The 21,770-nt window shown below is 73.5% G+C and carries 14 protein-coding genes and 2 pseudogenes; 8 read left to right on the top strand and 8 right to left on the bottom strand.

All coding sequences use genetic code 11. The features are described 5' to 3' along the window. Nucleotides 1-58 precede the first annotated feature (58 nt). Both lipB and lipA read left to right on the top strand, forming a co-directional pair. Complete coding sequence (lipB, locus tag QTQ03_RS11055) at nt 59-697, top strand: lipoyl(octanoyl) transferase LipB (protein WP_289277928.1); 639 nt, start codon at nt 59-61, stop codon at nt 695-697. 280 nt (nt 698-977) lie between these two features. After that, nucleotides 978-2,029: pseudogene (lipA, locus tag QTQ03_RS11060) on the top strand (lipoyl synthase). An 81-nt stretch (nt 2,030-2,110) separates the two neighbouring features. Here lipA and QTQ03_RS11065 read toward each other — a convergent pair. Both QTQ03_RS11065 and QTQ03_RS11070 read right to left on the bottom strand, forming a co-directional pair. Further along, the gene (locus QTQ03_RS11065; protein WP_289277930.1) at nt 2,111-5,074 is read right to left on the bottom strand and encodes a helix-turn-helix transcriptional regulator; all 2,964 of its coding nucleotides are present in this window, start codon (nt 5,072-5,074) and stop codon (nt 2,111-2,113) included. Between the two features lie 221 nt (nt 5,075-5,295). After that, entirely contained in the window at nt 5,296-5,502 is a 207-nt protein-coding gene (locus tag QTQ03_RS11070) for a hypothetical protein (RefSeq protein WP_289277931.1), read from the bottom strand. A gap of 160 nt (nt 5,503-5,662) precedes the next feature. Here QTQ03_RS11070 and QTQ03_RS11075 point away from each other — a divergent pair, with 160 nt between their 5' ends. Further along, nucleotides 5,663-6,352: a DUF4191 domain-containing protein gene (locus QTQ03_RS11075; protein WP_289277932.1), complete on the top strand. Its 690-nt coding sequence runs from the start codon at nt 5,663-5,665 to the stop codon at nt 6,350-6,352. A gap of 49 nt (nt 6,353-6,401) precedes the next feature. On the opposite strand, the gene QTQ03_RS11080 is transcribed toward QTQ03_RS11075, so the two are convergent. Further along, entirely contained in the window at nt 6,402-6,815 is a 414-nt protein-coding gene (locus QTQ03_RS11080) for an RDD family protein (protein WP_502889741.1), read from the bottom strand. A gap of 252 nt (nt 6,816-7,067) precedes the next feature. On the opposite strand from QTQ03_RS11080, the gene glnA (QTQ03_RS11085) reads away from it, so the two are divergent. Continuing rightward, the gene (gene glnA, locus QTQ03_RS11085) at nt 7,068-8,492 is read left to right on the top strand and encodes a type I glutamate--ammonia ligase (protein WP_289277933.1); all 1,425 of its coding nucleotides are present in this window, start codon (nt 7,068-7,070) and stop codon (nt 8,490-8,492) included. Between the two features lie 95 nt (nt 8,493-8,587). Here the strand turns inward: glnA (QTQ03_RS11085) and mptB (QTQ03_RS11090) are convergent, their stop codons facing one another. The 4 genes and pseudogenes from mptB (QTQ03_RS11090) to QTQ03_RS11105 form a co-directional block, all read right to left on the bottom strand. Beyond that, on the bottom strand, nt 8,588-10,117 hold the full coding sequence (mptB, locus tag QTQ03_RS11090) for a polyprenol phosphomannose-dependent alpha 1,6 mannosyltransferase MptB (RefSeq protein WP_502889742.1): 1,530 nt from the start codon (nt 10,115-10,117) through the stop codon (nt 8,588-8,590). Then, nucleotides 10,114-11,533: pseudogene (gene mptB, locus QTQ03_RS11095) on the bottom strand (polyprenol phosphomannose-dependent alpha 1,6 mannosyltransferase MptB). The gene mptB (QTQ03_RS11090) and the pseudogene mptB (QTQ03_RS11095) overlap by 4 nt, the downstream one beginning before the upstream one ends. An 85-nt stretch (nt 11,534-11,618) precedes the next feature. Beyond that, nucleotides 11,619-14,759: a bifunctional [glutamine synthetase] adenylyltransferase/[glutamine synthetase]-adenylyl-L-tyrosine phosphorylase gene (locus tag QTQ03_RS11100; RefSeq protein ID WP_289277934.1), complete on the bottom strand. Its 3,141-nt coding sequence runs from the start codon at nt 14,757-14,759 to the stop codon at nt 11,619-11,621. Then, a complete protein-coding gene (locus QTQ03_RS11105; protein WP_289277935.1) occupies nt 14,759-15,523 on the bottom strand; it encodes a type 1 glutamine amidotransferase in 765 nt (254 codons plus the stop codon). The genes QTQ03_RS11100 and QTQ03_RS11105 overlap by 1 nt, the downstream gene beginning before the upstream one ends. A 53-nt stretch (nt 15,524-15,576) precedes the next feature. On the opposite strand from QTQ03_RS11105, the gene QTQ03_RS11110 reads away from it, so the two are divergent. Together QTQ03_RS11110 and QTQ03_RS11115 are read left to right on the top strand one after the other, a co-directional pair. After that, nucleotides 15,577-16,512, top strand: a complete 936-nt coding sequence (locus QTQ03_RS11110) for a S66 peptidase family protein (RefSeq protein WP_289277936.1) — start codon at nt 15,577-15,579, stop codon at nt 16,510-16,512. A 141-nt stretch (nt 16,513-16,653) separates the two neighbouring features. After that, on the top strand, nt 16,654-17,151 hold the full coding sequence (locus tag QTQ03_RS11115) for a hypothetical protein (RefSeq protein WP_289277937.1): 498 nt from the start codon (nt 16,654-16,656) through the stop codon (nt 17,149-17,151). Between the two features lie 244 nt (nt 17,152-17,395). Here QTQ03_RS11115 and glnA (QTQ03_RS11120) read toward each other — a convergent pair whose 3' ends face one another. Then, complete coding sequence (gene glnA, locus QTQ03_RS11120) at nt 17,396-18,745, bottom strand: type I glutamate--ammonia ligase (protein WP_289280771.1); 1,350 nt, start codon at nt 18,743-18,745, stop codon at nt 17,396-17,398. 210 nt (nt 18,746-18,955) lie between these two features. Here glnA (QTQ03_RS11120) and QTQ03_RS11125 point away from each other — a divergent pair, with 210 nt between their 5' ends. Further along, nucleotides 18,956-20,716 (top strand): NAD+ synthase, encoded by a 1,761-nt coding sequence (locus QTQ03_RS11125; RefSeq protein ID WP_289277938.1) that lies wholly within the window; start codon nt 18,956-18,958, stop codon nt 20,714-20,716. 131 nt (nt 20,717-20,847) lie between these two features. Beyond that, complete coding sequence (gene panB, locus QTQ03_RS11130; protein ID WP_289277939.1) at nt 20,848-21,693, top strand: 3-methyl-2-oxobutanoate hydroxymethyltransferase; 846 nt, start codon at nt 20,848-20,850, stop codon at nt 21,691-21,693. Nucleotides 21,694-21,770 lie beyond the last annotated feature (77 nt).

The following is a 21,770-nucleotide window of genomic DNA, read 5'->3' on the forward strand; positions in this document are numbered from 1 at the left end:
GTGGTGAGCCGGCTCACGCACCGGGGTGACCGGCAGGTACGGGACTAGGCTAGATCCCGTGACCACGACAACCTCCGGCCTGACGGCCGTCCGCGCCGGTGTCCTCGACTACGAGGCCGCCTGGGAGGAGCAGCGACGGCTGCACGAGTCGGTGGTGGCAGGCGAGCGTGGCGACACCGTGCTCCTGCTGGAGCACCCGAGCGTCTACACGGCGGGCAAGCGCACAGAGCCGTGGGACCGACCGATGGACGGCACCCCGGTCATCGACGTCGATCGCGGAGGCAAGATCACCTGGCACGGTCCGGGACAGTTGGTCGGATACCCGATCCTGCGCCTGCCCGACCCGGTCGACGTGGTGGCGTACGTGCGGCGCACCGAGCAGATGCTGATCGACGTATGCGCCGGATTCGGGCTGACCGTCGGTCGGGTCGACGGGCGTAGCGGCGTGTGGGTTCCGGAGGACGACCGGGGTCCGGCCCGCAAGGTCGCCGCCATCGGCATCCGGGTCGCCCGCGGGGTCACCCTGCACGGTTTCTCCATCAACTGCGACTGCGACCTCGGGCACTTCGACCGAATCGTCCCCTGCGGCATCCGCGACGCCGGGGTCACCTCACTCACCGCGGAGTTGGGGCGCCCGGTGCCGGTGGCGGACGTCCTCGCCGTTGTGGAGCACCAGCTGCCCGCCCTGCTCGGCTGAGCCGGGCCACGCCGGTCGGCCAAGCCACGCCGGTCAGCCGCGCGCCACAACGCGTTCCAAGCCGATGGCCACACCGCGCGGCGGCACACCGGGTGACCAGTTCCAAGCCACGGAACAGCAGATCGGACCCGTTTGAGTAGGCCGGCCGCTCCGGATCCGGGTGGCTGCGGCAGAGGCGCTCGAGGGTGCGTTCCTCGCACCGCACACGTGCACCGGACCGACCGCCCGAGCGTGACGCGGGCACAGTCGTCCGGGTGTCCGGCGTCACGACCTTCCTGGCGTGACGGCGGTCGCCCGACGGGCATCGACCGTCGCCGACGGGCGTAGGCTCGGTTTGTGACGATCGAGCACTCCGCGCCGACGACCGGCCAGGCAACGCAGCCCGCGACGCCCTCCCCCGAGGGGCGGCGGCTCCTGCGGATCGAGGCGCGCAACGCCGAGACGCCGATCGAGCGCAAGCCGCCGTGGATCAAGGTCAAGGCCAAGATGGGCCCGGAATACACCCAGCTGCGCGGCCTCGTCTCGCGCGAAGGGCTGCACACCGTCTGCCAGGAGGCCGGCTGCCCCAACATCTACGAGTGCTGGGAGGACCGGGAGGCCACCTTCCTCATCGGCGGTGACCAGTGCACCAGGCGCTGCGACTTCTGCCAGATCGACACCGGCAAGCCGGCCGAGTTCGACGCCGACGAGCCGCGCCGGGTCGCCGAGTCGGTGCTGTCGATGGGGCTGCGCTACGCCACCATCACCGGTGTCGCCCGTGACGATTTGCCCGACGGTGGCGCCTGGCTCTACGCCGAGACCGTCCGGCAGATCCACGCCCTTCAGCCAGGCTGCGGCGTCGAGCTGCTGATCCCCGACTTCAACGCCGCCTCCGAGCAGCTCGCCGAGGTCTTCGGAGCGCGGCCGGAGGTGCTCGCGCACAACATAGAGACCGTGCCGCGGATCTTCAAGCGGATCCGGCCCGCGTTCCGCTACGAACGCTCCCTCGACGTGATCCGGCAGGCCCGCACCGCCGGCCTGGTCACCAAGAGCAACCTCATCCTGGGAATGGGTGAGGAGCGCGCCGAGATCATCCAGGCCCTGCGCGACCTCCACGAAGCGGGCTGCGAGCTGATCACCATCACGCAGTACCTGCGCCCCTCCCCCCGGCACCACCCGGTGACCCGCTGGGTCAAGCCGGAGGAGTTCGTCGAGCTTCGCGACGAGGCCGAGGAGATCGGCTTCGCCGGCGTGCTGAGCGGCCCACTGGTCCGCTCGTCGTACCGGGCCGGCCGGCTCTACCGTCAGGCCCTGGCGGCCCGCGGGGCCGCTCCGGTCGTCGCCGCCGGCTGACGACACCGACCGTGTCCGGCCGAGACGCGCGGGGCGGGGCGGGCCGGCACGCTGGCCCTGATCGGGGCCGGGCGAACGTGCCTAGCGGGCGGCCGGATCGGCGAGCAGACCCAGGCGGTGGGCCAGGGCAGCGGCCTCGACACGGTTGTGCACGTCCAACTTGGCGATGATGCGGGAGACGTGCACGCTCGCCGTCTTCGGCGAGATGAACAGCTGCTCGGCTATCCGGCTGTTGCTGTGCCCCTCCGCGACCAGTCGCAGCACCTCCCGCTCCCGCCCGGTGAGCAGGTCGGCGCCCGGGCGGCCCCGGGTCGCGCCGCGCAGCCCCACCCGGCGGGCCAGTGTCGCGGCCTGCTCGGCCAGCGGCGCCGCGCCGAGCAGGTCGGCGAGGGCGGCCGCCTCGGCGACGGCCGCCGCCACCTCGTCCCGCTCCGCCCCCGCAGCCGCAGCCTCGGCCAGCGCGAGGAGCGCCCGACCCAACGGGTACGGCCGCCCGTCGGCCCGCCACGCCGCCACGGCGGCCCGCCACCGAACGAGCTCGTCCGCGTCACCGCCGCCGTCGCGCAGGCTGGGCCCGACCGGTGGCGCTGCCGTACCCGCCGACGGACAGGCATCGGCTACGGCGGTCGGCAACGGCACCGACAGGGTCGCGGCGACCTGGGCCGCGTACGCGAGTTCGGCCGGAAACCGCGCCGGGACGGTGGCGGCGAGCACGGCGGTCCGGGTGGCCAACCCACCGTCCCCGAGGTGTCGGGCGAGGCGGGCGAGGGCGGCAAGGACGGGCCAGCCGTACCGGGGGTTGCCGGCGACGTCGACGTCGGCCAGCGCGGCCTCGGCAGCACGTCGCGCCTCGGGCCGGTCGTCAGTGGCGAGGGCGGCCTCCAACCACAGCTCGACCAGCGGCAGCCGCTGGTGCGGGTGCAGGTATGGCTTGCTGAGGAAGCTCAGCGACCGGCCGACCGTCTCGTCCGCCGCCGGGTGCCCCTGGGCCAGCCGCAGCCCGGCGCGCAGTTGCAGCCAGTGCGAGCCGGTGACGCCGGGCGGGTCGATCCGCGCGGCGTCGGCGAGCACGGCCGCCGCCTCCACCCAGCGCCCCAGGGCGAGCAGCGCCTCTGCCCGGTTCGACAGCAGGTACGCCCCGGTGGAGCGGCTGATCCCCACCCGGAGCGCCTCGGTCACCCCGTCCGCGGCGGCGCGGGCCGACTCCTCGTAGCGGCCCAGCTCGAACAGCACGTCGGAGATGCTCACCAGGGCACTGACCAGCGCCGGCGCCGCCCCGCTGGCCCGGGCCAGCGCCTCGGTGCGACGCAGCTCCCCCAGGCCCAGGTCCGGCGCTCCCTCGCTGCGGCGCAGTGCCGCGAGCGGCACCGGTAGCTGCGCCACGTCGACACCGGCGGACCGCGCCGCCGCCAGCACCTCGGCGGCGAGCCGGGTCCCCTCCGCCCAGTCCACGCGGGCCAGGTGGGTGGCGACGTCGGCGAGCAGGCGCAGCCGCTCCGGGCCGTCCGGCACGCCGGATGCCAGCCGGTACGCCTCCCGCAGTTCGGCGGCGCCGTCGCTCTTGCCGAGCATGGCCAGCATCCGGCCGCGCCGGTCGAGCAGCCGGGCGGCCCGCAGCGGCTCCGCCGCACGGTCGACCTCGGCCAGCGCGGCCCGAGTCAGGGTGAACGCCCGGTGGTAGTCCCCGGCGGTGGTGGCCGCCGGGACCGTCTCCTCCAGCAGCGCGAGATGGTCCATGCCGAGCCGCTCCGCCGCGTCCGGGACCAGCTCCCACAGCTCCAGCACCCGCTCCAGCAGCCGGCTCTGCTCGGCGTACGCGTACCGGTCGGCCGCGGCGCACGCGGCGGTCCGGGCGGCCACCAACGCGCGGGGGTGGTCGTGCGCGGCGTACCAGTGGTGGGCGATCTCGGCCGGCGCACGCCCGGCGGCCACCAGGTGCGGCTGCGCCTCGATCGCTGCGGCCCAGCGCGCGTGCAGCCGGGCGTGCTCTCCGGGTAGCAGCTCGTCGTGGACCGCCTCGCGGACCAGCGCGTGCCGGAACTCGTAGTCGCCCTCCGGGTCGGCCACCACAAGTTGGGCGGTGACGGCGGCGCGCAGCGCGTCCTCCAGCTCGGCGTCGGGCAGCCCGGCGACCTCGGCAAGCAGCTGGTGGGCGAACCGGGTGCCGCCGGCGGCGGCGATGCGCAGCACCCGCTGCGCCGGCTCGGGTAGCCGGTCCACCCGGGCAAGCAGCAGGTCGCGCAGCGTCTCCGGCAGGGCGGCGCAGCCGATCGGGTCACCGGCCGCGGCCAGCTCCTCGATGAACAGCGGGTTGCCCTGCGTACGGTCGTGGATGTCGTCGACCGCGCGGGCGGACGGCTCGACGCCGAGCAGCCCGGCCAGGACCGCGCCGGTGCCGTCCCGGTCCAGCCGGGACAGCTCGATCCGCTCCACACCACGGGCCCGGTCCAGCTCGGCCAGGAATGGCCGCAGCGGGTGTCCCCGGTGCAGCTCGTCGGACCGGTAGGTGCAGACCAACAGCAACCGGTCGGCGACGGCCGCCCGGACCAGGACGCCGATCAGGTCGCGGGTGGAGCGGTCGGCCCAGTGCAGGTCCTCGATGACCAGCACCAGCGGTTGAGCCGCGGCAAGCCGCCCGAACAGCCCGGCGACCAGGTCGAACAGGTAGCCGCGTGGAGCGTCGGAGACCGTGGGCGGCACGGTGCCGAGCGGTCCCCGGGCCAGCTCCGGCAGGAGTCGGGCGAACTCCGCCTCGTACCCGTCGAAGACGGCGGGTCCGTCGCGGCGCAGCACCGCCCGCAGCACCGCGGCGATCGGCGCGAACGGCAGGCCCGCCTCGCCGAGTTCGAGGCACTGCCCGACGAGCAGCCGGGCGCCGTCGACCCGGTCCCCGAACTCCTCCAGCAGCCGGGTCTTGCCGACCCCCGCCTCGCCGCCGACCAGGACGGTGGTCGGCTCTCCGGCCCCGGTCCGGGCCAGCGCGTCCCGCAGCGCGGCCAGTTCACGCTGGCGGCCGACGAGGACGGGGCGGGGTCGGACGGTCACGGCACCGAGCATGCCATGCCCGCCGCTGTCCCTGGTTCCGCCGGTCGGCGCGACCGTGCCGGGATGGTCCGAGGCCGCTACGGACACCCCGTCGGCGCTGCGGACGCCCGCTGCCCCAGCGGTGGGGTGCGCCCACACCCCCGTGGTGGGCGCACCCCCCGCCGCCGATCGGGACGGACGCCCCGGGTTGATCGGACCGCCGGCGTGGTCGGCGGGGGCGGTCACCGACGGGTGTCGCCGGGACGGCCGGCGTGCTGCCGCCGGCTCAGCCAGCCGCGGGCGGAGCGGTGCGGCAGGCTCCGGGCCAGCCGGTCGGCGGCGGCGGCGCCGCGTAGCTCGGCGGCGTGCGTACGGTGGACGGAGAGCAGGAATTCCGCGTCGTGGGCGAGCATCTCGGGCTCCTCGTGGTCGGCGTCAACTGCCGACACTGACTCTCCGCCGGAAGGTGGCCCCCGGGCGTGGGTGCGCCGCCTGATCTTTGCCTGCGGGGCCTCCTTACCTCCGCCCGCACCGGCCGGTACGGCGGCGTAAGGTACTCAGCCGCCCGCCGATCAACGGCGGGATACGCCGACCACTAGACTCAGCGGCATGGCAAAGCCCCAGGAGAAGGTGTCGTTCGGCCAGCGGCTGAAGCAGATCGGAATGGTCTTTCGGTTCACCGCCAAGCAGGACCGGTGGTTCGCACCCCTGGCTTTCGCCGCGGTGGTCATCCCGCTGGCGCTCACCGTGGTCGCGTTCTTCGCCTGGGGTTGGTTCTGGATCCCGCTGGGCATCCTGCTTGCCCTGCTCTGCCTGCTGATCGTGCTCAACCTCCGGTCCAACCGGGCGATGATGAACGCGGCCGAGGGCCAGCCGGGCGCGGCGGCGCAGATCATGGAGAACATGCGCGGCGACTGGCGGGTCACCCCGGCCGTCAGCTCGACCACCCAGATGGACATGGTGCACCTGGTCATCGGCCGGCCCGGCGTGATCCTGCTGGCGGAGGGCAACCCGCAGCGCGTGCGCGGCCTGCTCGGGCAGGAGAAGCGTCGGCTGGCCAAGGTGATCGGCTCTGCACCGCTCTACGACTACGTGATCGGCCAGGAGGAGGGCGAGCTGCCGATCCGCAAGCTGCGGATGACGCTGATGCGACTGCCGCGCGACCTCAACGGCCGGGATGTCAACGCGCTGGACAAGCGCCTCAAGGCGCTCAGCGCCCGGCCGCAGCTGCCGAAGGGTGCGATCCCGAAGAACATGCGTCCCCCGCGTGGGGCGTTCCGGCAGACCCGCGGCCGCTGACCACGGCGTTCCGGGAGCCGGCCCGCCAGCGCTGGCGGTTGTCGCCGGACTATGCGGGCAATGGGTTGGCGGATGCGTGGGCGATGACGGATCCGGCGACGCGGTCGTGCAGGCCACGGCGGGCCGGGTCCATGATCAAGGCAGGTATCACCAGGGCGAGCAGCACGCCGCGCAGTAGCGCGGCGACCACGCCGATCCGACCGCCGTCGGCCCAGGAGACACAGCGGATCCGCGTGATGAACATGCCGGGGGTCTGCGCGAACAGGCCAAGGAAGAATCCGTACTCGAGGATCAGGACCAGCACCGGCGCCCAGCCGTCCCGGGCCGGGTCGGCGAAGATGTTCGCGACCAGCAGGCAGAGCACCCAGTCGATCACCAAGGCGCCGAAGCGTCGACCCAGGCCGGGCGGGGTGAAGGCGGGGTCCGAGGCGGGCGGAACGGCGCGGTCGGCGGGGAGCGTCACAGCGGTCAAGGGTATCCAAAGACCCTGGAAGACACCGGGCGACCCGGCGGGGAGAAACGGACAAGCACCTCAGAACTCACTACAATGGCACAGCCGGTTGCGGCCCACCGGCCAACCGGCCCGGTTGCGCTGAGCGGATGACGCTCCGCGAGGGACGTAACACGGCAGAAACACTGAAGACATGGCCGGGCAACGGCCCGGCCATAGCGTCGCCAGAAGCCCAGCCACCCAGTGGACGTGCCAGGAGGACGAGTGTTCGCCAATCCCGAGGAACTCCTGCGTTACCTCAAGAACGAGGACGTGAAGTTCGTCGACGTACGATTCTGTGACCTGCCCGGCGTGATGCAGCACTTCAACCTGCCGGTCGAGTCGGTCGACGATGACCTCTTCACCGACGGCCTCGCTTTCGACGGGTCGTCCATCCGCGGTTTCCAGGCGATCCACGAGTCGGACATGCTCCTGCTCCCGGACGTCGCCACCGCCTTCGTCGACCCCTTCCGCGCGCAGAAGACGCTCGCGCTGAACTTCTTCATCCACGACCCGTTCACCCGGGAGCCCTACACCCGGGACCCGCGCAACGTGGCGAAGAAGGCCGAGGCTTACCTCGCCGCGAGCGGCATCGCCGACACCGCGTACTTCGGTCCGGAGGCCGAGTTCTACATCTTCGACTCGATCCGCCACGAAACCTCGGCGAACCGGGCGTTCTACTACATCGACTCGATCGAGGGCGCGTGGAACACCGGCCGCGAGGAGGAAGGCGGCAACCGCGGCTACAAGACCGCGTACAAGGGTGGCTACTTCCCGGTCCCGCCGGTCGACCACTACGCCGACCTGCGCGACAAGATCGTGCGCCGGCTGGTCGACACCGGCTTCACCGTGGAGCGCTCGCACCACGAGGTGGGCACCGCCGGCCAGGCTGAGATCAACTACCGGTTCTCCACCTTGCTGCACGCCGGTGACCAGCTTCAACTCTTCAAGTACATCGTGAAGAACGAGGCCTGGGCAAACGGCAAGACCGCCACCTTCATGCCGAAGCCGCTGTTCGGCGACAACGGCTCGGGCATGCACACCCACCAGAGCCTGTGGTTGAACGGCGAGCCGCTGTTCTACGACGAGACCGGCTACGCCGGCCTGTCCGAGACCGCACGCTGGTACATCGGCGGCCTGCTGCACCACGCCCCGTCGCTGCTGGCCTTCACCAACCCGACGGTCAACTCGTACCGCCGCCTGGTGCCGGGGTTCGAGGCGCCGGTCAACCTGGTCTACTCGCAGCGCAACCGCTCCGCCTGCACCCGGATCCCGGTGACCGGCAGCAACCCGCAGGCCAAGCGGGTCGAATTCCGCGTGCCGGACCCGTCGGCGAACGTCTACCTGGCCTTCTCGGCGATGCTGATGGCCGGCCTGGACGGCATCAAGAACAAGATCGAGCCGCCGACGCCGATCGACAAGGACCTGTACGACCTGCCGCCGGAGGAGTGGGGCGACGTCAAGCAGGTGCCGGGCTCGCTGCCGGCCGTGCTCGACTCGCTCGAGGCCGACCACGACTACCTGCTCGACGGTGGCGTGTTCACGCCGGACCTGATCTCGACGTGGATCGACTGGAAGCGGACCAACGAGGTCGACCCGGTGCGCCTGCGCCCGACCCCGCACGAGTTCGCGATGTACTTCGACTGCTGAGCAGCGGCGTCAGCAACTCCGGCCGGGCCGGCTCCGCGACACCGCGGGGCCGGCCCGGCCATGTGGGCCTCCTGCGGAGGACGCCGGTTACGGGATCACCGTCCGACCGGCTCACCCGGATCGAACCATCGAGGCCAGCCGGTTCCACCCCGGCGGGCGTGGCGGAGCCGGGCCCCACCCCGCACCGCGACCGCGACGACCAGCGCCGTCATCGCCACCGCGCCCGGCGCTTTCACCAGCCGGGCAAGGTTGGTGCCGTCCGGCAGGGTGAGGAAGGCCGCCACCGCGCAGGGCACCACGAACCAGCCGGTCCGCGCCGCCGCGACCGCGAGCACGGCCAACGGCCAGGTCGCGTACCAGGGGTGGAACACCGGAGCCAGGACGACCGTGGCGGCCAGCGCGAGCCCGGCGCCGAGCAGCGCCACCCGCGGACGGGCCGCGCCCATCCGTAGCACCCGCTGCCGGACATCGTTCAGGTCACGCAACGCCGACCAGGCCCGCCACCACAGCAGCGCCAGCAGCACCACCAGCACCGCCAGCGCCACCGCCCGGGTCACCGGGACCGCGGCGGGCTGCCGGCCGAGCAGTTCACCCAGATAGTCGAGGACCATGCCGACGGCCGTCGAAGGCGACGTCCACTGCTCCGAGTCGCCGCTGCGGGTCAGCCCGCGTACCCAGCCGAGGCCGAGACCCGAGGACACCGACGCGCCGGCGAGCGCGGCGAACACCCCGGCGGCCAGCCAGCCACCGTCGCGCAGCAGCGACCGTACGGTGTAGCGGCCGAGCACCGCCGCGAGGGCCGCGAACGGCACCACCACCAGGGCGGTGACCTTCACGCCCACCGCCAGGCCCAGTAACGCCCCGGCGACCAGCAGCGGGCGGGGCTTGCCGGGGAACCGGACGAGCACCAGCAGGCCGAGCAGCAGCAGCCCGAGCATCACGCCGTCGTTGTGGGCACCGGCCACCAGGTGCACGCCGACCAGCGGGCAGGCCAGCGCCAGCCAGGCCGCCCGGCGGGTCGGCACGCCCGCCGCCCGGGCCAGCCCGAGCAGGCACAACGCCGCGAGCAGCACCCCGGCGACCGCGACCAACCGCAGCACCACCACCGTGCCGACCAGCCCGCCGCCGAGCGTCACCGCCAGCCCCGCGAGCAGGACGAAGACCGGCCCGTACGGCGCGGGGGTGTCCCGCCAGATCGGGGCGACCGCGTCCACCCAGGGGCAGCCGGCCGCCGCCACCCCGGTCGCGTACGGGTCGACGCCGTGCGCGTACGCCCAGCCCTGGCAGGCGTACGAGTACACGTCGCGGCTGCCCATCGGCGGCGCCACCAGCAGCGGCGCAGCCCACAGCGCCGCCGTCCGGTACGCCCAGCCGGTCGACGGCGCCCCGGCGCGCAACGCCCACCAGGCACCGACCAGCAGGCCGGTACCGAGCAGCCAGAGCACGACAGTCAGCGGACCATCGTCCGAGTGCCACACCCGCGCGGCGGTGGACCCGGGCAGCGCCCCGCCCACATAGCCCGAGACGGCCAGCAGCGCGGCACCGACCAGACCGGCGTACCGCGCGGCGAGCGCCCGACCGGGCGCGGCCCGGTACCTGCCCGGCGGCACGCCGGTTTCCGTCACCGGCGCACCCCTCCCGACTCGTCGGTGACCGTTCGGCGGGCCGTCCGAGCCGACCGTAACAAGCGGATCGTCACCACGATGACCAGCAGGGTCATCAGGGGCGCCCCGGCGGTCTTGGTGTACCGGGGCAGGGTGGTGCCGTCCGGCAGCACCAGGAACGACGAGACCAGCGCGACCAGGGCGGCCCAGTCGGTCCGGCGGGCGGTCGCCGCGAGCACGGCCAACGGCCAGGTCCAAATACCACGGGTGGAAGATCGGGGCGAGCGCGACGGTGGCGGTGAGCGCCAGGCCGGCGTGCCACAGCGGCTCCCGGGTCCGCGCCCGCCACCACAGCCAGGGCAGCGTCAGCAGGAGCGCCGCCAGGCCGATCCACCGGGTGACCGGCAGCGCGTCGACGTGCCAGCCGAAGGGCAACACCAGGTACCCGAAGGTCTGCCCCACGGCGGTCGGCGGCGAGCTCCAGGCGACCAGCAGACCACCCTGCCGCAGCCCACCGATCCAGCCGAGGTCCAGTCCGGTGGCGAACGTGAGCCCGACGACGGTGGCGACGGCGCCGCCGACCACCCACCCACCCTCACGGACCAGGCGCCGCGTCGAGTACGCCCCGGTCAGCGCGGCCAGCGCCGCGAACGGCACCACGACCAGCGCGGTCACCTTGATCCCGGTGGCCAGGCCGAGCAGGACCCCACCGGCCAGCAGCGGGCCGGGGCGTCCTGGCCGGGACGCCACCACGGCCAACCCGGCGACGAGCAGCCCGACCATCAGGGCGTCGTTGTGCGCGCCGGAGACCAGGTGCACCCCGACCAGCGGGGAGCCGAGCGCCAGCCAGAGCGCCCGCTTCGGCGCCACCCCGCACCTGCGGGCGAGCACCGGTAGACAGGCCGCCGCGAGGCCGACCCCGGCCACCGCGAGTAGCCGGAACAGCACGATGCTGCGGACCAGCGAGTCGGCCGCCGCCACCACCGCACCGGAGACCAGGACGAACAGCGGCCCGTACGGCGCCGGGGTGTCCCGCCAGATCGGCGAGATCGTGTCCAGCCACGGGCAGGGCAGGACGGACACCCCCTGCTCGTACGGGCTGAACCCGGCCGCGTACGTGGCGCCCTGGCAGGCGTACGCGTAGACGTCCCGGCTGCCCAGCGGCGGGGCGACCAGCAGCGGGACCAGCCAGAGCCCGACGGTGACCAGCGCCCACCGCGCCGAGGGCACCCGGTCGCGCAGTGTCCACCACGCCCCGGCGAGCAGCCCCAGCCCGGCCACCCACAGCGCGATGAGCACGGGCCCGTTCGGGCCCTGCCAGATTCCGACGGGGGTGACCGAGTGCGGCGAGGAGGGCAGCGCGCCGCCGAGGACGGCGGCGACGGCGAGCATCGTCGAGCCGGCCAGGCCGGTCCAGCGCGCGAGATGGTGAGGCACGGAAACACATGTTGCCAGCACCGTGGCCGCGGTCCGAGGTAGGCACGCGGGGCAGCCGGTGGCAGCGCCTGGGGCCGGCCCTGACCTACATCTCCAGCACCCGCTCCATCGCCGCCCGGGAGCGCCGGCCGGTGCGCAGGTACTCGTCGAGGAACTCACCTGGGTCGTCGCGCCCGAGCAGCCGCACCACGCCGGCCAGTTCCACCCCGTGCCGGGGCAGCTGGTCGCCGGCCCGGCCCCGCACCAGCATCAGCGCGTTGCGGACCTGGGCGGCAAGGGTCCAGCCGGCCGACATCGCCTCGGCGTCCGCCGGATCGACCAGGCCCGCGTTCCGCGCGGCCGCCAGGGCGTCGAGCGTACGCGTGCCGCGCAGCTCCGGCAGCCGTCCGGCGTGCCGGAGCTGGAGCAACTGCACCGCCCATTCGACATCGGCCAGGCCGCCCCGGCCCAGCTTCGTGTGGGTGGCCGGGTCTGCGCCCCGTGGCAGCCGCTCGGTCTCCACCCGCGCCTTGATCCGGAGGATCTCGACGATCTGCTCGCGGGTCAGCCCGTCCGCCGGATACCGCACCGGGTCGATCATCGCCTCGAACTCGGCGCCCAGGTCGGCGTCGCCGCAGACGAACCGGCCGCGCAGCAACGCCTGTGCCTCCCACACCCGCGACCAGCGGGCGTAGTACCGGGCGTAGGCGGCGAGGCTGCGAACAAGTGGCCCCTGCCGGCCCTCGGGACGCAGGTCGGCGTCGACACCCAACGGCGGGTCGGGAGCGGGCATGCCGAGCAGCCGCCGCAGCTCCTCGGCGATCCCGTGGGCGGCGGTGCTGGCGGCGCTCTCGCCCGCCCCCGCCGGCAGGTCGTAGACGAACAGCACATCGGCGTCGGAGAGGTAGTTCGACTCGTACCCGCCGAGCCGACCCATGCCGATCACCGCGAACCGCAGGCCCGGCACCGACGGTTGGCCCGCGCGGGCGGTCCGCAGGGCGGCGGCCAGCGTGGCGTCGGTGACATCCGCCAGCGCGGTGCCGACGGCGGTGACGTCGGCGAGGCCGGACGGGGCACGTCCCTCGACGCGGGGCGGCGACGGGGCCAACGACCCGGCGCGGCTCAGCACATCGGCGCACGCCAGCCGGACCAGCTCCCGCCGCCGCAGCGCGCGGACGGCCCGGGTCGCCTCCACCGGGTCGTCGGCGTGCCGGGCCGCCGCCGCAGCGAAGCCCTCGCAGAGCACGCCCCGGGGTCGCGGGGTCAACTCGCTTTCCTCGGCGAGCAGGCGCAGCGCCTCCGGCTCGCGGGCGAGCAGGTCGGCCCCGTACCGGGAGGACGAGAGCACCCGGGCCAGCCGGCGGGCGACCGGCCCCGAGTCGCGCAGCAACCGCAGATACCAGGGGGTGCTGCCGAGCTTCTCGGAGACCTGGCGGTAGTTGAGCAGCCCGCGATCCGGCTCGGGAGCGTCGGCGAACTCGCTGAGCAGCACCGGCAGCAGGGTGCGCTGGATCGCGGCGGTGCGGCTCACCCCGCCGGTCAGGGCCTGGAGGTGCCGCAACGCCCCGGCCGGGTCGGCGAACCCGAGGATCTCCAGCCGGTTGCGGGCGGCCGCCGGGGTGAGCCGCAGCCCGTCGGCGGGCACCCGGGCGACCGATTCGAGGAGCGGCCGGTACAGCAGCTTGGCGTGCAGCCGGCGGACCTCGGCGACGTGGGTGACCCACTCGGCGCGGAACTCCTCGACGGCGCTCCGTCCCGGGGTCGCCGCGTAGCCGAGCGCGGCGGCCAGCCAGCGCAGCGCGGCCGGGTCGGTTGGCACGGTGTGGGTCCGGCGCAGTCCCTGGAGCTGGAGCCGGTGCTCGACGGACCGGAGGAAGCGGTACCCGCGCAGGAGCGCCTCCCCGTCGGCCCGCCCCACGTAGCCACCGGCGACCAGCGCGCGCAACGCCGGGATCGTGCCCGCCGCCCGCAGCGCCTCGTCGCCGCGGCCGTGCACCAGTTGCAGCAGCTGCACCGCGAACTCGATGTCGCGCAGCCCGCCGGGGCCGCGTTTGATCTCGCGGTCCAGCTCCCTCGGCGGGATGTGATCGATGATCTTGCGGCGCATCGCCCGGACGTCCTCGACCGCCTCCGGCCGCTCGGCGGCCCGCCAGAGCAGTGGGGCGAGTTGGTCGACCCACTCGCGGCCCAGCGCCAGGTCCCCGGCCGCCGGCCGGGCCTTGAGCAGTGCCTGGAACTCCCAGGTGCGGGCCCAGCGCCGGTAGTAGGCCAGGTGACTGGCGAGCGTCCGGACCAGCGGCCCCCGGTTGCCCTCCGGCCGCAGCGCGGCGTCGACCGGCCAGGCGACCAGCCCGCAGACGTGGATCAGCCGGGTGGCGACCGTGGTGGCCGCGGGCAGGTCGTCGTCCTCGGCCGCTACGAAGATCACGTCGACGTCGGAGACGTAGTTCAGCTCGTCGCCGCCGCACTTGCCCAGCGCCACCACGGCGAGCCGCGGCCGGGGGGTGCCCGCCGGCAGCTCCCCCAGCGCGATCTCGAACGCCGCGGCGAGCGTCGCGTCGGCCAGCGTGGAGAGCGTGGCCATCGTCTGCTCCAGCCCGCGAGCGCCGGTCAGGTCGGCCGCCGCGATCCGCAGCAGCGCCAGACGGTACGCCGTCCGCAGCACCACGATCGGCTGGCCGTCGCCGGTCAGCTCGAGCCGCCCGTCGGCGGGCGGCGCCAGCCCGTCCGCCGCGGTCCGCAGGGCCGCCCACTGGTCGGGGTTGGCGACCAGATGGTCGCCGAGCGCCGAGGAGGCACCGAGCACCGCGACCAGGCGCCGGCGCAGCCCCGGATCGTCGTGCAGCGCGGCGAGCAGGGCTGAACCGCTGCCGATCCCGGGTGGGGTGACGCCGTGCGGCGCGGCCGGACCGATCCGGCCGCCGGTCGTCCCGGTCGTCCCGGTCGTCGCGCCACGCGCCGCCGGCACGCCGCCGGCGCCCGGCCGCACCGCGCCGTTGCCGCCGGCGGTCGCGCGGCGCTCGGCTTCGACCAGCCGATGCAGCTGCCGTAGCGCCAGGTCCGGTTCGGCGGCGCGGGACAGCGCCGTCAGCAGCTCCGCAGCCGCCTCGTCGGCTGGCTCCTGGGTGTCCGGCCGCCACAGGCCCAGGCCCTCGGGGCCGAGCAGGTCGGCGGCGCGGGAACCACCGTCACCGGTGCCGAAACCGTACCGGGCGAGCCGTTTCGCGGCCCTGGTCGGCCGACTCATCACTGCCCGAGCAGGGGCAGACTGCGGCGGGCACCCTCGTCCAGCTCACCGAGGGCCAGCGCGGCGAACCGCGCCGCGAAGGGCTGCCAGACCTCCTCGACGTCGACCATCACCGCGTCGCACGCGGCCACCACCACCTCCGGGTCGTAGCCCAGTTCGGCGAGGAGCGCGGAGTCGGTGGCCCAGTCGGCGATCATCGCCGTGTCACACTCGATGTGAAACTGCACGCCCCACGCCCGGTCGCCGAGGCGGAACGCCTGGTGGGGGTAGCGGGTGGAGGCGGCCAGCAGGGTCGCGCCGGCGGGCAGCTCGGTGATCTCGTCGGAGTGCCAGTGGAACACGTCCGGAATCAGCGGAACGTACCGGAAGAGCGGGTCCGCCTCGGCGGCGTCGCGTCGACCCACCACCCCGGGGCCGATCTCCGGGCCGGACGGACTGCGCTCGACGGTCCCGGCGTGCGCGGTGGCGAGCAGTTGCGCGCCGAGGCAGACGGCCAGGGTGGGCACCCGGTGTCGGACGGCCTTGCGCAGCAGCGCCTCCACCCGGGGGAACCAGGGTGCCCCCGGCGAGCCGTCCGGCAGCGGGTGGGCCTGCTGCTCGCCACCGAGCACCACCAGCGCCGACCACCCCTGAAGGTCCGCCGGCAGCTCGTCACCGGCGTGCGGCCGGACCACCCACAGCTCCAGGCCAGCCTCGGCGAGCCACTCCCCCAACCGGCGTGCATCGTCGGTCGGGTCATTCTCGATCACCAACGCGGTTGCCACATCGTCGAGGCTATCCGGTACGCCCGCCCGGCAGCTGGATAGGCTCGGGCACTGTGATCACGGAGGAGATCGTCCGCCCGCCGGTGCTGTGTCCCGGCGACACGGTCATGCTGGTCTCGCCGTCCGGGCCCACCCGGCCCGAGCGGGTGGCCCGGGGCGTCGACCTGCTCACCAATTGGGGCCTTCGGCCGGTTCCCGCTCCGCACGTGTACGCCCGGCAGGGCTACCTGGCCGGCTCCGACGAGCTACGCGCGGCGGATCTGAACGCCGCGTTCGCCGACCCGCGGGTGCGCGGGATCATCTGCACCCGGGGCGGCTACGGCGCCCAGCGGATGGTGGACGCCGTCGACATGGCCGCCGTCCGCCGAGACCCGAAGGTGGTGGCCGGGTTCTCCGACATCACCGCCCTGCAGTTCGCGCTGTGGCGGGGCGCCCGGCTGGCCGGGGTGCACGGACCCGGGGCGGCCTGGCGGGACGAGCGGACCACGCTGGATTCGGCGGAGTCGCTGCACGCCGCGCTGATGACCACCGGGCCGGTGACCGTGGCCGCCCGTGCCGGCGAGGAGACCTTCGGCGTCCGGGTGCCGGGCCGGGCCACCGGTCGGCTGCTCGGCGGCAACCTCTGCCTGATCGTGGCGTCGCTCGGCACCCTGGACATGCCGGATCTGACGGGCGCGGTGCTGCTCGTCGAGGAGGTGCAGGAACCGCCGTACAAGGTCGACCGGATGCTCACCCAGCTGCGGCGGGCCGGTGCGCTGGACGGGGTGGCGGGAGTGGCGGTCGGGCAGTTCACCGGCTGCGCCGACGGGTGGGCGGTGGACGTCGCCGACGTCCTCGCCGACCGCCTCGGCGACCTGGGCGTCCCGGTTCTCGGGGGTTTGCCGGTCGGTCACGGAGTCGGCCAGCTCACCGTCCCGGTCGGCCCGGACGCGGTCCTCGACGCCGATGCCGGCACCCTCACGGTCGCTCCCGCCGTCCGTGAACGCTGACCTCCAGCGCGCCGGGATGGGCGGTCTGCCCCATCGCCAGCCCGGATTGCCAGCTGGCTGACAGGATCGCCACGGGTTGCCCCCAGCTTCCAAGGTCACCGTCGATCAGGTCATCGCACCACCGACGAGTTGGAGGACGACATGTCCCGCACGATTCGCAAGAAGCACCTGCTGGCCGGGCTGGCCGCCGCCGGCGTACTCAGCGTCGGGATCGCGGCGCCGACCATGGCGCTGGCCGCCGACAACGCCTCGCCGTCGCCGAGCGCCAGTGCCGACGAGGGCACCGACCGACAGCAACAGCGGGAGGACCGGCGGGAGGACCGGCAGCAGCAGCGGGAAGACCGGCAGGCGAAGTTCGCCGAGGCGCTCGCGGAGGAGCTGGGCGTCGACACCGACAAGGTGACCGCAGCGCTGGCGAAGCTACGGGAGGAGCGCAAGGCCGACCGGCCGGAGCGGCCGGAGCGGCCGAACGCCGCCGACCGGCAGGCCGCGCTGGAGGAGCGGCTGGACCAGGCGGTCGAGGACGGCAAGCTCACCCAGGAGCAGGCCGACGCGATCACCGCGGCGGTCGAGGCTGGCGTCTTCCCCGCTGGCGGCCGGGGCGGCCACGGCGGTCCGGGCGGCTCCGGCGGTAAGTGACCGGTCGTCCGCCCGGCGGATTCGGCGTCCGGTGACCCGGCGCCGCCCGTCCCGCGTCCTCGTCGGGGTGAGCGGCCCGGGTCACTCGGAACCATCCGGCTGCGCCGCGCTCCGGCCGCGGGTCTGGCCGGCCCGGCCACCCGGCACCAGGCCACCGGCGGGCGTTGCCGAGGAAGTCCAACGGCTCGACGGCGCGCCGCGAGCCGACGCCCACGAGCCGCCGTTCAGGGTGAGAGCTAGTCGTTCAGAGCGAGAGATAGTGCTGCCGCTCGTACGCGGTGACCTCGCGACGGTACTGCTCCCACTCGGCGCGCTTGTTCCGCAGGAAGAAGTCGAAGACGTGCTCGCCCAGCACTTCGGCGACCAACTCCGAGCCGGCCATCACGTCGATCGCCTCGGACAGGTTCTCGGGCAGCGGTTCGTACCCCATCGCACGCCGCTCGGCGCTGGTCAGCGACCAGACGTCGTCCTCGGCACCCGGCGGTAGCTCGTACCCCTCCTCGATGCCCTTCATCCCGGCGCCGAGCAGCACCGCGAAGGCCAGGTACGGGTTGGTCGCCGAGTCGGGCGACCGGACCTCCACCCGGGCCGAGTTCGGCTTGCCGTACGCCGGGACCCGGACCAGCGCGGACCGGTTCAGGTGACCCCAGCAGACGTAGGCGGGGCTCTCGGTGACCCGGTCCGGCAGCGCCTGCGGGAAGAGTCGCTTGTACGAGTTGACCCACTGGTTGGTGACCGCGGTGTACTCGCGGGCGTGCGTCAACAGGCCGGCGATGAACGCGCGGGCCACTTTGGACAGCTTCATCGGGTCGCCGGCGTCGTGGAACGCGTTGCGCTCCCCCTCGAACAACGACAGGTGGGTGTGCATGCCGCTGCCCGGCTGGTCGGTGAACGGCTTCGGCATGAAGGTCGCCTGCACCCCGGTGGAGAGTGCCACCTCCTTGACCACGTGCCGGAAAGTCATGATGTTGTCGGCGGTGGTCAGCGCGTCCGCGTAGCGCAGATCGATCTCCTGCTGGCCGGGGGCCACCTCGTGGTGGCTGAACTCCACCGAGATGCCGATCCGCTCCAGCGCCAGCACCGCCTGGCGGCGGAAGTCCCGGGCGACCGCGTGCGTGGTGTGCTCGAAGTACCCGCCGGTGTCGACCGGGACGGGCACCGAGCCGTCCATCGGGCCGTCCTCCAGCAGGAAGAACTCGATCTCCGGGTGGGTGTAGAAGGTGAAGCCCTCCTCCGCCGCCCTGGACAGCGCCCGGCGCAGCACGTGCCGCGGATCCGCCCAGGACGGGCCGCCGTCGGGGAGCAGGATGTCGCAGAACATCCGGGCGCTCTCACCGCTGACCCCACCCTCGAACGGAAAGACCTGGAAGGTGGTCGGGTCGGGCATCGCTACCATGTCGGACTCGACGACCCGGGCGAAGCCCTCGATCGCCGAGCCGTCGAACCCGATGCCCTCCTCGAAGGCCGCCTCCAGCTCGGCGGGCGCCACCGACACGCTCTTGAGGGTGCCGAGCACGTCGGTGAACCACAGCCGGACAAACCGGATGTCCCGCTCTTCCAGCGTACGGAGGACGAACTCCTGCTGACGGTCCACTTCCACCCCTCGCGACCCGGTTGTCCGCAATCGGCCGGGGGAGCCCCGGCCTGACCGATCAGTCTGCACCGGCCTCGTTACACCGACGTTACGCCACCGGGCTGGCGCACGTCGTGCCCAGCTCCGCGCCCGGCCGAACGTCGTCGAGGGTGGCCGCCGTCTCCCGCCGGCCGCCGTATCCGGCGCGGGCGGCTGGGGCAAGATGAAGGCATGCCCACCCTGCGTCTCGCCCTCTGCCAGGTCAACCCGACCGCCGGAGACCTCACCGGCAACGCCGCCATCATCCGCTCCTGGACCCGGTGCGCCGCCGACGCCGGCGCCCAACTGGTCGCGTTCCCGGAAATGACGCTCACCGGCTACCCGGTCGAGGACCTGGTCTTCCGACCGTCGTTCGTGGCGGCATCGAGGGCGGCGCTGGCGCGACTCGCAGCCGACCTCGCCACGGACGGCCTGGGTGAGCTGCCGGTGCTGGTGGGTTACCTGGACGCGGACGGACCGCCCCGGGTCAGCGTCGACGCCAAGCCCGGTCACGGAGCGCGCAACGCCGCCGCCCTGCTCTCCGACGGCCGGATCGTCGCCACCTACTTCAAGCACCATTTGCCGAACTACGGGGTCTTCGACGAGGACCGCTACTTCGTCCCCGGCGACAAGCTGACCGTGGTGCGGATCGGCGGCGTGGACGTGGCGCTGACCATCTGCGAGGACCTGTGGCAGGCCGGCGGCCCGTTCACCGCTGCCCGCCAGGCCGGCGTCGGACTGGTACTCAATATCAACGGCTCGCCGTACGAGCTGAACAAGGACGACGTCCGGCTGCCGTTGGTCCGCCGCCGGGCCGCCGAGGCCGGGGCCCCGATCGCGTACGTCAACATGGTCGGTGGCCAGGACGAGTTGGTCTTCGAGGGCGACTCGATGATCGTCGCGGCGGACGGGACACTGCTGGCCCGGGCCCCGCAGTTCGTCGAGCACCTGCTGGTGCACGACGTCGACCTGCCCGAGGTGGCACCGCGCGCCCGCGACGACGAGGAACTGGCCGACGGCCTGCGGGTGGTCCGTTGCGCCGTCGGACCGGTGCCGGCCGCGCCGGCGGCCCCGACGGCGACGGGCGGGGTCGTCGAACCGGTGGCCGACGAGGCCGAGGTGTGGCAGGCACTGGTGCTGGGCCTGCGCGACTACGTCAACAAGAACCGGTTCCCCTCGGTGGTGCTCGCCCTCTCCGGCGGCATCGACTCGGCGGTCGTCGCGGCCCTCGCGGTCGACGCGCTCGGCGCCGACCGGGTGGTCGCGGTGTCGCTGCCGAGCCAGCACTCCTCGGAACACTCCCGGGAGGACGCGGCGGACCTGGCCAAGCGCACCGGGCTGGACTACCGGGTCGAGCTGATCCAGCCGATGGTGGACACGTTCCTGGCCAACCTGTCACTCTCCGGCGTCGCGGTGGAGAACCTTCAGGCCCGGGTCCGCGGCATCATCCTGATGGCTTTGTCGAACCAGGAGGGCCACCTGGTGCTGACCACCGGCAACAAGAGCGAACTCGCGGTCGGTTACTCCACCCTCTACGGCGACTCGGTGGGCGGCTTCAACCCGGTCAAGGACGTCTGGAAGACGCTGATCTGGCGGCTGGCCATCTGGCGCAACGCCGACGCCGCCCGCCGCGGGCAGACGGCGCCGATCCCGGAGAGTTCGATCAGCAAGCCCCCGTCGGCCGAGCTGAGCCCCGGGCAGCTCGACACCGACACGCTGCCCGAGTACAACGTGCTCGACCCGATCCTGATCGGGTACATCGACGGCGACGTCGGCCGCGACGGGCTCGTCGAATCCGGCCACGACCCGGTGATCGTCGACCGGGTGCTACGGATGGTGGATACCGCCGAGTACAAGCGCCGGCAGTCCGCTCCGGGCACGAAGATCTCCACGAAGGCGTTCGGACGGGACCGCCGGCTGCCGATCACCAACCGCTGGCGGGAGGGCGGCTGATGCGACGCGAGGCAGGCACGCGCGGGCCGAAGTGAAATCCTCCACTGACCTCTGCCGCCACCCGCCGTCCGGTGCGACGATCGCGGCGGAACCCGGGGACCGCGTACGCGGCCTCGAGGAAGGAGAGAACCATGGTGGAGTCCACCCCGGTCGAGGTGACCGCCCTGTACGGCGGTCCGGCGACGCGACGGGTCCGCACCCGTGATCTCATCGCCGCCAAGGAGCGCGGCGAGCGGTGGCCGATGCTCACCTCCTACGACCAGTACACAGCGTCGATCTTCGATCAGGCCGGGATTCCGGTGCTGCTGGTCGGTGACTCGGCCGCGAACAACGTCTTCGGTTACGAGACGACTCTGCCGGTGACCGCCGAGGAGTTGCTGCCGCTGGTCCGGGCGGTCGTCCGGACCACCCGTCAGGCGCTGATCGTGGGCGATCTGCCGTTCGGCTCGTACGAGGAGGGGCCGACGCAGGCCCTGCGCACCGCCGTCCGGTTCATGAAGGAGGGCGGCTGCCACGCGGTGAAGCTGGAAGGCGGTCGGCGCTGCGCCGAGCAGATCGCGGCGATCGTCGGGGCCGGTATCCCGGTGATGGCGCACATCGGGTTCACCCCACAGAGCGAGCACACCCTGGGCGGCTACCGGGTGCAGGGGCGCGGTGACGCTGCCGACGAGGTGCTCGCCGACGCCCGGGCGGTGGCCGAGGCGGGCGCCTTCGCGGTGGTGCTGGAGATGGTGCCCGGCGAGGTGGCCAAGCGGATCACCCACGAGCTGAGCATCCCGACGGTGGGCATCGGTGCCGGCCCGGACACGGACGCCCAGGTGCTGGTCTGGCAGGACATGGCCGGCCTGCGCACCGGAAAGGCGCCGCGCTTCGTGAAGCGGTACGCCGACCTGGCACGCACCCTGACCGACGCGACCCGCCGTTTCGCCGACGAGGTCCGCGGCGGTGGGTTCCCCGCCGCCGAGCACACCTTCTGAGTTCACCGGACGGCGGTCCGCCCGATGACGGGACCGCCGTCCACCTGGACCGCAGGATCACGGGTAGGGTTCCCGCT

The organism is Micromonospora sp. WMMA1363 (assembly GCF_030345795.1).
In the GTDB taxonomy this organism is placed as follows: Bacteria; Actinomycetota; Actinomycetes; order Mycobacteriales; family Micromonosporaceae; genus Micromonospora.